Source organism: Streptomyces sp. NPDC053493 (assembly GCF_044544825.1).
In the GTDB taxonomy this organism is placed as follows: Bacteria; Actinomycetota; Actinomycetes; order Streptomycetales; family Streptomycetaceae; genus Streptomyces.
In genome coordinates this window covers 1-14,853 of record NZ_JBITXS010000004.1, presented here as the reverse complement: position 1 = coordinate 14,853, position 14,853 = coordinate 1, and the positions used below count along the sequence as shown (strand labels likewise).

The 14,853-nt window shown below is 72.9% G+C and carries 9 protein-coding genes and 4 tRNA genes; 7 read left to right on the top strand and 6 right to left on the bottom strand.

Annotation, left to right across the window (positions count from 1 at the left end):
* Nucleotides 1-47: 47 nt before the first annotated feature.
* Nucleotides 48-121: transfer RNA gene (locus ACIGO8_RS13355), tRNA-Asp, on the bottom strand.
* Nucleotides 122-245: 124 nt separating this feature from the next.
* Nucleotides 246-4,205, bottom strand: a complete 3,960-nt coding sequence (hrpA, locus tag ACIGO8_RS13350; protein WP_399728607.1) for an ATP-dependent RNA helicase HrpA — start codon at nucleotides 4,203-4,205, stop codon at nucleotides 246-248.
* A gap of 128 nt (nucleotides 4,206-4,333) precedes the next feature.
* Between hrpA and ACIGO8_RS13345 the strand changes: the two genes are divergently transcribed.
* The 3 genes from ACIGO8_RS13345 to ACIGO8_RS13335 are packed head-to-tail and all read left to right on the top strand — an operon-like array spanning nucleotide 4,334 to nucleotide 6,558.
* Nucleotides 4,334-4,678: a hypothetical protein gene (locus ACIGO8_RS13345; RefSeq protein WP_399728605.1), complete on the top strand. Its 345-nt coding sequence runs from the start codon at nucleotides 4,334-4,336 to the stop codon at nucleotides 4,676-4,678.
* 57 nt (nucleotides 4,679-4,735) lie between these two features.
* Nucleotides 4,736-5,737 carry a thioredoxin domain-containing protein gene (locus tag ACIGO8_RS13340; protein ID WP_399728602.1) on the top strand — a complete coding sequence of 334 codons (1,002 nt, stop codon included), beginning with the start codon at nucleotides 4,736-4,738 and terminating at the stop codon, nucleotides 5,735-5,737.
* Nucleotides 5,734-6,558 carry a cytochrome c biogenesis CcdA family protein gene (locus tag ACIGO8_RS13335; protein WP_399728599.1) on the top strand — a complete coding sequence of 275 codons (825 nt, stop codon included), beginning with the start codon at nucleotides 5,734-5,736 and terminating at the stop codon, nucleotides 6,556-6,558. The genes ACIGO8_RS13340 and ACIGO8_RS13335 overlap by 4 nt, the downstream gene beginning before the upstream one ends.
* A 124-nt stretch (nucleotides 6,559-6,682) precedes the next feature.
* On the opposite strand, the gene ACIGO8_RS13330 is transcribed toward ACIGO8_RS13335, so the two are convergent.
* From ACIGO8_RS13330 to ACIGO8_RS13315, 4 genes are all read right to left on the bottom strand, one after another.
* Nucleotides 6,683-6,756 (bottom strand) — tRNA-Phe (locus ACIGO8_RS13330).
* A 22-nt stretch (nucleotides 6,757-6,778) separates the two neighbouring features.
* Nucleotides 6,779-6,852 (bottom strand) — tRNA-Asp (locus ACIGO8_RS13325).
* 38 nt (nucleotides 6,853-6,890) lie between these two features.
* Nucleotides 6,891-6,963 (bottom strand) — tRNA-Glu (locus ACIGO8_RS13320).
* A gap of 98 nt (nucleotides 6,964-7,061) precedes the next feature.
* A complete protein-coding gene (locus ACIGO8_RS13315; RefSeq protein WP_399728596.1) occupies nucleotides 7,062-7,412 on the bottom strand; it encodes a metallopeptidase family protein in 351 nt (116 codons plus the stop codon).
* A 101-nt stretch (nucleotides 7,413-7,513) separates the two neighbouring features.
* Here ACIGO8_RS13315 and ACIGO8_RS13310 point away from each other — a divergent pair, with 101 nt between their 5' ends.
* The 4 genes from ACIGO8_RS13310 (at nucleotide 7,514) to ACIGO8_RS13295 (ending at nucleotide 14,665) form a co-directional block, all read left to right on the top strand.
* Entirely contained in the window at nucleotides 7,514-7,957 is a 444-nt protein-coding gene (locus ACIGO8_RS13310) for a hypothetical protein (protein WP_399728593.1), read from the top strand.
* Between the two features lie 180 nt (nucleotides 7,958-8,137).
* Nucleotides 8,138-8,674 (top strand): hypothetical protein, encoded by a 537-nt coding sequence (locus tag ACIGO8_RS13305; protein WP_399728590.1) that lies wholly within the window; start codon nucleotides 8,138-8,140, stop codon nucleotides 8,672-8,674.
* Nucleotides 8,675-8,884: 210 nt separating this feature from the next.
* Nucleotides 8,885-11,146 carry a DEAD/DEAH box helicase gene (locus tag ACIGO8_RS13300; protein WP_399728587.1) on the top strand — a complete coding sequence of 754 codons (2,262 nt, stop codon included), beginning with the start codon at nucleotides 8,885-8,887 and terminating at the stop codon, nucleotides 11,144-11,146.
* A gap of 144 nt (nucleotides 11,147-11,290) precedes the next feature.
* Nucleotides 11,291-14,665 (top strand): FlgD immunoglobulin-like domain containing protein, encoded by a 3,375-nt coding sequence (locus ACIGO8_RS13295; protein ID WP_399728584.1) that lies wholly within the window; start codon nucleotides 11,291-11,293, stop codon nucleotides 14,663-14,665.
* The last annotated feature ends 188 nt before the right edge of the window (nucleotides 14,666-14,853 follow it).

Genomic DNA, 14,853 nt, shown 5'->3' with positions numbered 1-14,853 from the left:
GGAACGCAAGAAGGCCCGCACCGATCGGTGCGGGCCTTCTTCGAGAGCGATCCTGACGGGACTTGAACCCGCGACCTCCACCTTGACAGGGTGGCGAGCTAACCAACTGCTCCACAGGACCTTCGCAGCCTCTGAAGCGTGGCTGCGAGGAAAACTGTACAGCAGGTCAGCGGTCTGGTCGAACCGGCGGTGCACCGGCCCGCGGACGGGCCGTGGACCGGCCGGTGCACCGGCCCCTGGACCGGCTACGGGACGGCGGCGTCGATCGCCTTCACGATCCGCTTGTCCGACACCGGGTGCGCCGTGCCGAGGGCGTGCGCGAAGTAGCTGACCCGCAGCTCCTCGATCATCCAGCGGATGTCCGTCACCGACGACGGCACCGGCCGGCCCTTCGGAAGCTGCTCGAGCAGCCAGGCGTGCTCGTCCAGCATCTCGTGCACCTTCTCCATCCGGGTGGTGTCACGCTGCACGCCCGTCGGCATCTGCTGCAGCCGCCGGTCCACCGCCACCAGGTAGCGCATCAGGTCCGGCAGCCGCTTCAGGCCCGTACGGGTGACGAAGCCGGCCGGCATCAGCCAGGACAGCTGCTCCCGCACGTCCTGGAGGTTCGGCAGCAGCGCCGGGCTGGCGGTGGCCTTCAGGCGCCGCTCGCAGGCCTGCCAGGCCGCCAGGACCTGCTGGACCTGGCCCACCGTCCGCACGGTCAGCTCGACGAGGTCGGCGCGGACCTTGTCGTACAGCTTCCGGAAGGACTCCTCGTCCCACACCGGCCCGCCGTGGTCCGCGATCAGCTTGTCGGCCGCGGCGGTCGCGCAGTCCTCGAACAGGGCCTGGATCGAGCCGTGCGGGTTCGCGGACAGGGCCAGCTTCTGCTGGTTGGTCAGCTTGTCCGAGGCGAACTTCGCCGGGTTCACCGGGATGTTCAGCATGATCAGCTTCCGGGTGCCGCGCCACATCGCCTGCGCCTGCTCGGCCTCCGAGTCGAAGAGCCGTACGGCGACGCTGTCGCCCTCGTCCACCAGCGCCGGGTACGCCTTGACCGGCTGGCCGGCCCGCCGGGTCTCGAAGACCTTCGTGAGCGTGCCGATCGACCACTCCTTGAGCCCCGTGCGCTCCAGGGAGGGCCCGGAGCCGTCCGGGCCGCCCGTGGCCGCCGCGGCGGCCTTGGAGAGCGCCTGGCGGGCCTTCGGGCGCAGCTTCAGCCGCAGCGTCTCCAGGTCCTTGTCCTCGGCCAGCTTCCGGCGCCGCTCGTCGACGATCCGGAAGGTGATCTTCAGATGCTCGGGCACCTTCGCCCAGTCGAAGTCGTCCGCCGTGACCGGGACGCCGACCATCCGCTGCAGCTCGCGCGCGAGCGCCGTCGTCAGCGGCTCCTGCACCGGCACCACCGAGTCCAGGAAGCGGGCGGCGAAGTTCGGCGCGGGCACGTAGTGGCGGCGGATCGGCTTCGGCAGCGAGCGGATCAGCTCCGTGACGACCTCCTCGCGCAGGCCCGGGATCTGCCAGTCGAAGCCCTCGTCCGTGACCTGGTTGAGCACCTGGAGCGGCACGTGGACCGTCACGCCGTCCGCGTCCGCGCCCGGCTCGAACTGGTAGGTCACCCGGAACTTCAGCGCGCCCTGCCGCCACGAGTCCGGGTAGTCGTCCTTGGTGACCGCACCCGCCTTCTCGTTGATGAGCATCTCGCGCTCGAAGTCGAGGAACTCCGGCTCCTCGCGCCGCTTGTGCTTCCACCACGAGTCGAAGTGCGCGCCCGACACGACGTGTTCGGGCACCCGCTTGTCGTAGAAGTCGAAGAGCGTCTCGTCGTCGACGAGGATGTCCCGGCGCCGGGCGCGGTGCTCCAGCTCCTCGACCTCGGTCAGCAGCTTGCGGTTGTCGGCGAAGAACTTGTGGTGGGTGCGCCAGTCGCCCTCGACCAGCGCGTTGCGGATGAACAGCTCGCGCGAGACCTCCGGGTCGATCCGCCCGTAGTTCACCTTGCGGTCGGCGACGATCGGCACGCCGTACAGCGTCACCTTCTCGAACGCCATCACGGCCGCCTGGTCCTTCTCCCAGTGCGGCTCGCTGTACGTCTTCTTCACCAGGTGCTGGGCGAGCGGCTCGATCCACTCGGGCTCGATCCGGGCGTTGACCCGGGCCCAGAGCCGCGAGGTCTCCACCAGCTCGGCGGACATGACGAACCGCGGCGGCTTCTTGAAGAGCGCGGAGCCGGGGAAGATCGCGAACTTGGCGTTGCGGGCGCCCAGGTACTCGTTCCGGGTGCCCTCGCGCTTGGCGTCCTTCGCCTCCTTCACGTCCTTGAGGCCGATGTGCGAGAGCAGGCCGGCGAGCAGCGAGACGTGCACGGACTGCTCCGGGGCGTCCTCCTCGTTGAGGTGGATCCCCATCTGCTTGGCGACCGTCCGCAGCTGGGCGTAGATGTCCTGCCACTCGCGGATCCGCAGGAAGTTCAGGTACTCCTGCTTGCACATCCGGCGGAAGGAGCTGGAGCCGCGCTCCTTCTGCTGCTCGCGGACGTAGCGCCAGAGGTTGAGGTACGCGAGGAAGTCGCTGGTCTCGTCCTTGAAGCGGGCGTGCAGCTGGTCGGCCTGCGCCTGCTTCTCGGCCGGCCGCTCGCGCGGGTCCTGGATGGACAGCGCCGCCGCGATCACCATGACCTCGCGGACACAGCCGTTCTTGTCGGCCTCCAGGACCATGCGGGCGAGCCGCGGGTCGACGGGCAGCTGGGAGAGCTTGCGGCCCTGCTCGGTGAGCCGCTTCTTCGGGTCCTTCTCGGCCGGGTTCAGCGCGCCCAGTTCCTGGAGGAGCTGCACGCCGTCGCGGATGTTGCGGTGGTCCGGCGGGTCGATGAACGGGAACTTCTCGATGTCGCCGAGGCCGGCCGCGGTCATCTGGAGGATGACGGAGGCCAGGTTGGTGCGGAGGATCTCCGCGTCCGTGAACTCGGGCCGGGTGAGGAAGTCGTCCTCGGAGTAGAGGCGGATGCAGATGCCGTCCGACGTACGGCCGCAGCGGCCCTTGCGCTGGTTGGCGCTGGCCTGGCTGATCGGCTCGATCGGCAGGCGCTGCACCTTGGTGCGGTGCGAGTAGCGCGAGATGCGGGCGGTGCCCGGGTCGATCACGTACTTGATGCCCGGGACGGTCAGCGAGGTCTCGGCGACGTTCGTGGCGAGGACGATCCGGCGGCCGGAGTGGGCCTGGAAGACCCGGTGCTGCTCGGCGTGCGAGAGGCGCGCGTACAGCGGCAGGATCTCGGTGTTGAAGAGTCTCTTCTTGAGCAGCGCGTCCGCGGTGTCGCGGATCTCGCGCTCTCCGGAGAGGAAGACCAGGACGTCGCCCGGCCCCTCCTTCTGGAGCTCGTCGACCGCGTCGCAGATCGCGGTGATCTGGTCGCGGTCGGCCTCCTCGGAGTCCTCTTCCAGGAGCGGGCGGTAGCGGACCTCGACCGGATACGTGCGGCCGGAGACCTCCACGATGGGCGCGTCGCCGAAGTGGCGGGAGAAGCGCTCCGGGTCGATGGTCGCCGAGGTGATGACGACCTTCAGGTCCGGGCGCTTCGGCAGCAGCTGGGCCAGATAGCCGAGCAGGAAGTCGATGTTGAGGGACCGCTCGTGGGCCTCGTCGATGATGATCGTGTCGTACGCGCGCAGCTCGCGGTCCGTCTGGATCTCGGCGAGCAGGATGCCGTCCGTCATCAGCTTGACGAAGGTCGCGTCCGGGTTCACCTGGTCGGTGAAGCGGACCTTCCAGCCGACCGCCTCGCCCAGCGGTGTCCGCAGCTCCTCGGCGACGCGCTCGGCGACCGTGCGGGCGGCGATCCGGCGGGGCTGGGTGTGCCCGATCATGCCCCGGACGCCCCGGCCCAGCTCCAGGCAGATCTTCGGGATCTGCGTCGTCTTTCCGGAGCCGGTCTCACCGGCGACGATCACGACCTGGTGGTCGCGTATCGCCTCCAGGATCTCGTCCTTCTTCTGCGAGACCGGGAGCTGCTCGGGATACGTGACGGTGGGCACGCGCGCGGCGCGTGCCTCGACCCGCTCCTTGGCCTTGCCGGCCTCGGCGGCGATCTCGTCCAGGACGGCCTCGCGGGCCTCGGGCTTGCGGATGCGGCGGGCGCCTTCGAGACGGCGGCCGAGCCGGTGGGAGTCCCGCAGCGAGACCTCGGCCAGGACGGTCTGGAGGGCGGCGAAGGAAGTAGACATACGGGATCCAGGATCGCACCTGCGGCCGAGAAGCGGCGAACCGATTTACGAGTGGGTCCGCGAGCGGCGGCGGCCGCGCTGCGTAATATTTCGGGCACACCGGCCAGCACGCCCCGAAAGGTTTCCGCATGTCCCGCACCCTGCGCGCGCTGGCGGCCTTCGCCGCGCTGGCGGGGCTGGTCATGGGCCTGATGGTGTGCGGAACGGTCGCGCCGGCCCCGGTCGGGAAGCCGGCCGCGGCCGCCCCGGCGGGGCCCGGCTGCGGCGAGAGCCACGGCGGCGAGGGAGCCTCGGCCCCTGCCGTACCGCCGCGCCCGCACGGCTTCGGTGAGCTGCTGCCGTCGCTCGCGGCGGAGCGGACACCGTGCGGCGCCTGGGGCACGGACCAGGAGGTGGCGGACGCGGTGCCGGGGCCGGAGCCGCCGGACGTCCTGCCGCCGTCACCGGTGGAGCTGTCGGTCCTGAGGGTTTAGACGTCGGCGTTCGTTCCCGCCGTCCGTCCACTTCTCCGTACCCAGGAGCGCTTCAGCATGCCCAAGTCCGTGCCCAAGTCCGCGTCCAAGTCCGCGTCCACGCCCACGTCCACGCCCAGGCGGACGTCCGGCTCCCGGCCCGGCGCCACGTCGAAGCCCGTCATCGCCGTGGCCGGAGTGGCGCTGGCCGCCACGCTGCTCGCCGTCGTCTCGTACACCGCCACCAAGCCGTCCTCGCCCTCCTCCGGGAACTCGGTGGCCGAGGTGTCCGCCGACCCGTCCGCCGGGATCTATCCCGAGCTGGAGTCCTACGCCCGCCGCGACCCGTCCGACAGGCTCGCCCTCGGCCGGGCCGACGCGCCCGTCGTCCTGATCGAGTACGCCGACTTCAAGTGCGGCTACTGCGGGAAGTTCGCCCGGGACACCGAGCCCGAGCTGGTGCGGACGTACGTGGACGCCGGCACCCTGCGCATCGAGTGGCGGAACTTCCCGATCTTCGGCGAGGAGTCGGAGGCGGCGGCTCGCGCCTCGTGGGCGGCCGGGCGGCAGGGCCGGTTCTGGGAGTTCCACAAGGCCGCGTACGCGCCGGGTGCCAAGGAGAAGGGCTTCGGCGAGGAGCGCCTGGCCGAGCTCGCCAAGGCGGCGGGCGTCGCCGACCTGGCCCGCTTCGCGCGGGACGCGGACAGCGCGGCGGCCCGGGAGGCGGTGCGCAGGGACCAGGAGGAGGGCTACGGGCTCGGCGCCACCTCGACGCCGTCCTTCCTGGTCAACGGCCGGCCGATCGCCGGAGCCCAGCCGACGGAGGCGTTCGCCCAGGCGATCGAGGCGGCGGCGAGGACGGCCCGCCCGGCCCGGCCGACGTCGTCCGGACCGACGTCGCCCCGGCCGACGCCGCCCGGACCGACGTCGGCGAGCCGCCCCGCCGGACCGGAATCCGCGCCGCCCAAGGCCGCGGGACCGAGCGGGGCCGCGGAGCCCGGGGCCGCGGAGCCCGGGGCCGCGGAGTCCGAGGCCGCGCGGTCGGGTGGGGCCGCGGGGACGGGCGGGGCCGCGCGGTGACCGGCGGCATCGGCTACTTCGCCGCCTTCCTCGGCGGCCTCCTCGCCCTGCTCAGCCCGTGCAGCGCCCTGCTGCTCCCGGCCTTCTTCGCGTACTCCGTCGACACCCGCGCCCGGCTGGTGTCCCGGACCGGGATCTTCTACGCCGGTCTGGCCACCACCCTCGTCCCGCTGGGCGCGGCCGGCTCCTTCGCCGGGCGCCTCTTCTACGGCCACCGGGACCTGCTGGTGGCCGTCGGCGGCTGGCTGATCGTCGCCCTCGGGCTGCTCCAGATCCTCGGCCTGGGCTTCGCCTCCCGCCGGATGGCCGAGGCCAGCGGCCGGATCCGGCCCACGACCGCGTTCTCCGTGTACGCGCTGGGCCTGGTGTACGGCCTGGCCGGCTTCTGCGCGGGCCCCATCCTCGGCAGCGTCCTGACCGTGGCCGCGCTCAGCGGCAGCCCGGCCTACGGCGGCCTGCTGCTCGCGGTGTACGCGCTGGGCATGGCCGTACCGCTGTTCGTGCTCGCGCTGCTCTGGGAGCGTTACGAGCTGGGGCGGCGGCGCTGGCTGCGCGGCCGACCGCTGCGGGCCGGCCGCTTCGAGCTGCACTCGACCTCGCTGCTGTCGGGCCTCTTCTTCATCGCCCTCGGGACCCTCTTCCTGGTCTTCGACGGCACGACCGCGCTGCCCGGGCTGCTCTCGGTCGACGACTCCTTCGCCGTGGAGGAGCGGGTCGCGGGCCTCGGCCGCGCGGTGCCCGACGGGGCGCTGCTCGTGGCCGTGGTCGCGGTCGTGGCGGCCGCGTCGGCCTGGCGCGCCCGGCGCCGCCGGACCTCCTAGGCCATCCCTCGCCGATCAGGCCCGGGCTGTCTGGTCCGGCCTGATCGGCGAGCCGCCCCGCTGGGCGAGGGCGGGGAGGGAGACACGACGAAGGCCCCGCTCTTTCGAACGGGGCCTTCTCCTGTGGCTGGGGCCGGGGTCGAACCGGCGACCTATCGCTTTTCAGGCGATCGCTCGTACCAACTGAGCTACCCAGCCACGAAGCTGTTTCCAGCTTCAGCGATCCTGACGGGACTTGAACCCGCGACCTCCACCTTGACAGGGTGGCGAGCTAACCAACTGCTCCACAGGACCATATGGTGTGCGAGACAAGTCTCGCACAGGGTTGTGCGTGCCCCCAACGGGATTCGAACCCGTGCTACCGCCTTGAAAGGGCGGCGTCCTGGGCCACTAGACGATGAGGGCTAAGGGCCCACCTGGGCGCTTCTCAGCGCGTCGGGGACGTGAGAAGCATATGGGATGGCGGGCGGTATCGCCAAAACGGTTTCCCGGAGGCGCCGGCGTCAGCCCCAGCCCAGCTCGTGGAGCCGTTCGTCGTCGATGCCGAAGTGGTGGGCGATCTCGTGGACGACGGTGACGGCGACCTCGTGGATCACGTCCTCCTCCGTCTCGCAGTAGCGCAGGGTCGGACCCATGTAGACGGAGATGCGGTCCGGCAGGACGCCGGCGTACCACTCGCCGCGCTCGGTGAGCGGCGTTCCCTCGTAGAGGCCGAGGAGTTCCGGGTCGGACGGGTCCGGTTCGTCCTCGACGAACACGGCCACGTTGTCCATCACCCGGGTGAGTTCCGGCGGGATCGTGTCCAGGGCCTGGGCCACCAGTTCTTCGAACGTGTCGCGCGTCATCTCCAGCACACCGCCATTGTCCGGTGCCGGGGCGGTGAACCGCAGTGGCATTGGAGTGGCGATCACGGGCGAGTGGTGACCAGGCCGGGGCCGCGGCGGTTCTCCGGATCATGAACAACACCTTCACGCGCTCCCTCGCGGGCGCCACCGTCGCGGTCGTGTCCCTCCTCGGCGTGGCGGGTACCGCGCACGCGGACACGGGCGACGTCCACGGCGTGGCCAACCTGGTCGACATCGACGACGTGGTGGACGTGCACGACGTCCTGGAGGGCCTGAGCCTCCTGGGTGACCGCACCACGAACGGCGCCACCACCGACACGGCCGCCGCTGCCGCCGCCGACGCCCTCAAGGCGCCGGCCGCGATGGCGAACACGACGACCACGACGACCACGACGGCCGCCACGGCCGCGGTCACGCCGGCCACGAGCGCGACCACGGCCACCGCCACCACCACGCCCGCCACCACCACGCCGGCCTCGGCCACCGCCAAGGCCACCGCCAAGGCGCTCGCGCCGCTCGGCTTCGTCGGCGGTCTGCTCGGCCTCGGCCGCTGACCACCGTGGTGGGCGTGTCCCCGGTGGCACAAAGGGAGTTGGGAAGGGCAACGCGTTCGAACCGCGTCCCGTTCCTGCCGGTCGTGTCCTGGAGGTGCCTCCGTGCGCCATTTGCCCACCCCTGTGAGATGGGCCGCCACCGCGTTGGCGGTCGCCGCCTGCGCGGGCCTCAGCGGCTGTATGAGCGTCGGTGAGGACGGCGCGAAGCCGGCTCCCAGCACCTCTGCCGGAAAGCGGGGCGCCGGGGCCGGTGCCGGCGAGGACGGGGGACTCGCCGGCGGCGGTGCGGGCGGGAGCGGCTTCGACCGTACGGGCCGGAGCGGGCCCGATCCGGACGGCGAGGGCAAGGAGACGCCCGTGCCGAGCGGATCGGCGTCCGCGCCGGCACAGCCGCCGGCCGGCGGGGCCGGCCCGGCGGGTCCGGGCGGGGCGCCGCAGCCTCAGCAGCCGCCGGGCGGCGGGACGGACGCGGGCGGGGCCGCGGGCGGCGGATCCGGGGAGCCGGGCGGGACGCCGGCGCCGCCGGTGGACCCGACGACGCCGGCGCCGACCCAGGAGCCGCCCGAGCCGACGCAGGAGCCGTCGCCCGAGCCGACGGTGACGGAATCGCCCACGACGACGCCCGGCGCGGACACCCACATGGGCGCCATGCGGGCCGCGGACGGGCCGGGCGGGACGACGGAGCCGGAGGCATCGCCGCAGGCCGGGCCGGTGTGACGGGGATGTGACGCGGCTCGGTTTGCCTTGGACGGGGGAGAGTGCGTATGGTGGTAGATCGTTTGATCCCATTTGCCCGGCGCCACGACCGAAGAGCGCCGCGACTGGCGCGTACTCTCCCTTGCCGTGGCTGACCGCATCGAGGCGGTCTTGTGCGAAACACGGAGTTGACGGGCGCGTGCCGAGACTCCGGAAGGTTTCGCATTTCGCATGTCCATTTTCAGTGCTGATCACGCCGTTCTGCCCGAGAACGCCGAGAACATCGACACCGACGAGATCGTCGACGTCGCCGAGGTCACCGAGGTGACCGAGATCGTCGAGACGGTCCGCCTCGACGAGGCCGCCGAGGCCGACGACGCCGACGAGACCCCGCAGATCACCTTCGGTGACCTGGGTCTGCCCGAGGGCGTCGTGCGCAAGCTCGCCCAGAACGGTGTGACCACGCCCTTCCCGATCCAGGCCGCGACCATCCCGGACGCCCTGGCCGGCAAGGACATCCTCGGCCGCGGCCGCACCGGCTCCGGCAAGACCCTCTCCTTCGGTCTGCCGCTGCTCGCGACCCTGGCCGACGGCCACACCGAGAAGAAGAAGCCCCGCGGCGTCATCCTCACCCCGACCCGTGAGCTCGCGATGCAGGTCGCGGACGCCCTCCAGCCGTACGGCGACGTGCTCGGCCTCCGTATGAAGGTCGTGTGCGGCGGTACGTCCATGGGCAACCAGATCTACGCCCTGGAGCGCGGCGTCGACATCCTCGTCGCCACCCCGGGCCGTCTGCGCGACATCATCAACCGCGGCGCCTGCTCCCTGGAGCAGGTCCAGGTCGCCGTCCTCGACGAGGCCGACCAGATGGCCGACCTGGGCTTCCTGCCCGAGGTCACCGAGCTGCTCGACCAGGTCCCGGCCGGCGGCCAGCGTCTGCTCTTCTCCGCCACGCTGGAGAACGAGATCGACAGCCTGGTCAAGCGCTACCTGGTGAACCCGGTCACCCACGAGGTCGACCCGTCCGCCGGCGCCGTCACCACCATGACCCACCACGTCCTGGTCGTGAAGCCGAAGGACAAGGCCCCGGTCACCGCCGCCATCGCCGCCCGCAAGGGCCGCACCATCATCTTCGTCCGCACCCAGCTGGGCGCCGACCGCGTCGCCGAGCAGCTGCGCGACGCCGGTGTGAAGGCCGACGCGCTGCACGGCGGCATGACCCAGGGCGCGCGGACCCGCACCCTCGCCGACTTCAAGGACGGTTACGTCAACGTCCTCGTCGCCACCGACGTCGCCGCCCGCGGCATCCACGTCGACGGCATCGACCTGGTCCTCAACGTGGACCCGGCCGGCGACCACAAGGACTACCTGCACCGCTCGGGCCGCACCGCCCGTGCCGGCCGCTCCGGCGTCGTGGTCTCGCTGGCCCTGCCGCACCAGCGCCGCCAGATCTTCCGCCTGATGGAGGACGCGGGCGTGGACGCCTCGCGCCACATCGTCGGCGGTGCCGGCGCCTTCGACCCGGAGGTCGCCGAGATCACCGGCGCCCGGTCCCTGACCGAGGTCCAGGCCGACTCCGCGAACAACGCCGCCAAGCAGGCCGAGCGCGAGGTCGCCGACCTGACCAAGCAGCTGGAGCGCCTGCAGCGCCGTGCCGTCGAGCTCCGCGAGGAGGCCGACCGCCTGGTGGCCCGTGCCGCCCGTGAGCGCGGCGAGGACCCGGACGCGGCGATCGCCGAGGTGACCGAGGCCGCCGAGGCGGAGCTCGCCGCGGCCGCCGCGGCCGCGGAGGCGGAGCGCGCGAAGGAGGAGCGCCGCGACTTCGACCGTCGTGACGACCGCGGTGGCTTCGAGCGCCGTGACGACCGTCGTGACGGTGAGCGTGGCGGCGACCGCGGTGGTTTCCGCCGGGACAACGACCGTCCGTCGTTCAACCGCGACCGTGACCGTCGTGACGACCGTCGTGACGGTGACCGCGGTGGCGACCGTGGCGGCTTCCGCCGGGACAACGACCGTCCGTCGTTCAACCGCGACCGTGACCGTCGTGACGACCGTCGTGACGGTGACCGCGGTGGCGACCGTGGCGGCTTCCGCCGGGACAACGACCGTGGCGGCTTCCGCCGCGACAACGACCGTCCGTCCTTCAACCGCGACCGTCGCGACGAGCGCCCGTCGTTCAACCGCGACCGTCGTGACGACCGTGGCGGCTTCGAGCGCCGTGACGACCGTCGTGACGGTGACCGTGGCGGCGACCGTGGCGGCTTCCGCCGGGACAACGACCGTCCGTCCTTCAACCGTGACCACCGTCGCGACGACCGCCCCGCCGGCGGCCACCGCGGCAGCGACCGTCCGTTCAACCGCGACCACCGTCGCGACGACCGTCCGTTCAACCGCGACCGTCGCGACGAGCGCCCCGCGTTCAACCGCGACCGTCGTGACGACCGTGGCGGCTTCCGCCGCGACGACAAGCCGCGCTGGAAGCGCAACGGCTGACCGAAGCGGTCATCGAACGGCTGACCGAACGGCTGGAACCGCAGCGGAACACCCGCGTCCCCTCGGGGCGCGGGTGTTCCGCTGTCCTGACAGCCGTTCCGCTTGATGCACCGATCCATGCGATTCAGGGGGGCCTGAACAGAAGTGAGAAACCGTCACCTCGCCCGTACGGGTGCCGTCGCCGTCGTCACGGCGCTCGGCCTCGCCACCGGCATCGTCCGCGGCGCCGCGCCGGCCGCGTTCGCGGACGAGCCGCCGGCACCGGCCGGACTGACCGTCCCGGCCGAGACCACGGGCGACCCGCAGGCCGCCGTGCTCCAGCAGACGGGCGACACCGGCTTCCTGACCGGGACCTGGCAGCAGGGCTTCCACTGGACCTCGTACGCCGACGGGACCACCAGGCCCGTCCCCGTACCGCCCGGCTACAAGACCGTCTACGGCAGCTCGTCCGACATCGTCGCCTTCGTCGGCGACGGCAGGACCGTCCTCCAGCGCGACATGCGCGACGGCTCGGAGCGCACCGTCGAGCTGCCCGCGGGCCACCGGCTGCGCTGGGCCTTCGGCGACTCCGTCGTGACGGAGAGCTCGTCCCCGTACCCGGCCTCGCTGAGCATCCTCAGCTGGGGCTCGGACGGAAAGCTGCACGAGGAATACGGAGTCAGCTCCCAGACCTTCGTCGGCATCCTCGGCGGGGACCGGGACGGCATCTACACGGCCGCCGAGTACGGGCCGGTCACGCTCGTGGACCACCTCACCCGCAACGGGCGGGAGAGGACCCGGCTCGAGGACGTGCCGTACGAGACCGAGGTGAGCGGCGCCTTCGTCTCCCAGTGGCACGACGACGGACGGCTGACCGTCTTCCGGACGAGCGATCTGCAGAAGCCGGCGCACACGCTGACCGTCGAAGGCCCGGACACGGCCAAGCTGCTCGGCGTCGTCGGCGACCAGGTGCTGGTCGCCCGGCCGCTGCCGGGCTTCGACTCGCCCGCGTACGCCGAGCTGAGCTGGCGCGTCGTCGCCGTCCCGCTCACCGGCGGGCCGGAGAAGACCGTCCTGGAGCGGGCCACCGCCATGCCCGACTTCCTGCCCGACGGCACCATGGTGATCGCCCGCGCCGACACCGGCGAGGGCACCGGCCAGGGCATGTACACGGTCAAGCCCGGCGCCACGGCGGGCACTCTCGCCGTCACCAAGGTCGCCGACGCCCCGGGCGTGCCCGTCGCGACCACCCGGCTCGCCCTCGCACAGGGCCGGCTGAGCACCGTCGGCCGGCTGCCGGGCCTCGACGGGCCCCAGGCCCGGCTGCGGACCCAGGACCTCACCGTGACCGGCGGCACTCCGCGGACCAGCGGGCCGCGCACGGACCGCGGCGCGAACGCGGCGGACTTCCCGGGCGGCTGCGTCCCGGCCGCCGGCTGCCCGGTGCCGCTGGCCACCGGCGACGGCCGGCTGGTGTACCGGAAGAAGGACGGCAGCGGTCTCGGCGTCGTCGCGGCGGACGGCTCGCTGCCCGGCCGCGGCGTCGCCGTCGCGGGGACGGACCCGCGGCCCGAGGCGCTGGACGTCTCCGGCCGGTACGCGGCCGTGCGGGTGACCGGCGAGCGCGTCCAGGTCGTCGACCTCGACACGGGCCGGACCGTCCACACGGGCCCCGCCGCCCGGCCGGTGGCCGCGCTCAGCGGCGCCTCGCTGTGGACGTACGAGGGCGGGACCGAGGTGCGGGCCGTCGACGTCCGCACCGGCCGGGCCACGGGCGGCGGCGCGGTCGTCGGCGACTGCGCGGTGACGGACCTTCAGGCTGCCGGAACGTTCCTCTACTGGCGCTGCGCCACCGGCGAGGCCGGTGCCTACGACACGGCAGCCCAGAAGTCCGTACCGCTGCCCGCCCACACCTCCGCCCTCCTCTCCGACGGCTACGTCGCCTGGCTGAAGGACGGCGAGCTGCGGACCACCGACCTGCGGGCCGCCGACCCGCTCGCGGCGGCCGCCACCCGGGTGATCGGCACTCCGCGCGGCACCGAGCCGGGCCGGGACTGGACCGTCGACCGCTTCGGCGGGCCCGTGGCGTACGCCGACGCCGACGAGGCCGTCCACGTCGTGCCCGCCGGCTCCGCCGGAGCGGCGGACTCCGCCCTGGTCGCGGCCGACGCCGCCGTGCCGGCCGCCGTGGACGTCCGTCAGACGGCGTGGAAGCCGCGCTGGTGGCTGTCCGAGCCCGCGGCCTCCTGGTCGCTGACCCTCACCCACCGCGCCACCGGCACCGTCGTACGGACGCTGACCGGCGGCGAGACCCGCGGTCTGCTCGGCCCCGCCTGGGACGGAAAGGACGACGGCGGCCGGCCCGCCATGAGCGGCGCCTACACCTGGACGCTGACGGCGAAGCCCGCCGACGGCACCGGCGCGGACCTGCGGGTGGACGGCGACCTGCTGCTCGGCGGCGGCCTGGCCGCCGACCTCGGCACGTACAAGCCGGTCACTCCCGTGCGCCTGATGGACACCCGTTCCGGTCTCGGCGTCCGCAAGGGCAAGGTCGGCCCGGCCGGCACGGTCACCCTGGCCGTTCCGCAGCCGGACGCGACGGCGGTGGTCCTGAACGTGACCGCGACCGGCCCGACCGCCGGCGGCTTCGTCTCGGTCTACCCGTACGGCACCCAGCGTTCGGCCGCGTCGAACCTGAACTTCACGGCGGGTCAGACCGTCCCCAACCTGGTCGTCGTCCCGGTGCAGGACGGCAAGGTCACCTTCTACAACCACCTCGGCTCGGTCGACCTCATCGCCGACATGGCCGGCTACTTCACCGCCGACGGCACCGGCTCCACCTACGCCCCGGTCACTCCGGCGCGTCTGATGGACACCCGTTCCGGTCTCGGCGTCCGCAAGGGCAAGGTCGGCCCGGCCGGCACCGTCACCCTCCCGGTCACCGAGCCGGGCGCCACGGCGGTCGTCCTGAACGTGACCGCGACCGGCCCGACCGCCGGGAGCTTCGTCTCGGTCTACCCGTACGGGACGCAGCGTTCGGCCGCGTCGAACCTGAACTTCACGGCGGGTCAGACGGTGCCGAACCTGGTCGTCGTCCCGGTGCAGGACGGCAAGGTCACCTTCTACAACCACCTCGGCTCCGTCGACCTCATCGCCGACGTCGCCGGCTACTACAAGACCGGCGCCGCCGGCGCCGAGTACAAGTCGGTCACTCCGGCCCGCCTCATGGACACCCGCTCCGGCCTCGGCGTGCCGCAGGGTCCCGTCGGCGGCGGCCAGACCGTCAGCCTGTCCGTCCCCCGACCGGGTGCCACGGCCGTCGTCCTCAACGTGACGGCGACCGGCCCGACGGCCGGCGGCTTCGTCTCCGTCTACCCGTACGGCACCCAGCGCACCGCCGCGTCCAACCTGAACTTCACCGCCGGCCAGACCGTTCCCAACCTGGTCGTCGTCCCCGTCAAGGACGGCAAGGTGACGTTCTACAACCGCGCCGGCTCGGTCCACCTGATCGCCGACGTCGCCGGCTACTACCTCCACTGACCACCCGGCCCCGGGGGGGGGGGGGGGGGGGGGGGGGGGGGGGCCGCCGGGGGGGGGGGGGGGGGGGGGGGGGGGGTGGGCGGGGGGGGGGGGGGGGGGGGGGGGGGGGGGGGGGGGGGCGGGGGGGGGGGGGGGGGGGGGGGGGGGGGGGGGGTGTGGGGGGTGGGGGGGGGGGGGGGGGAGGGTCG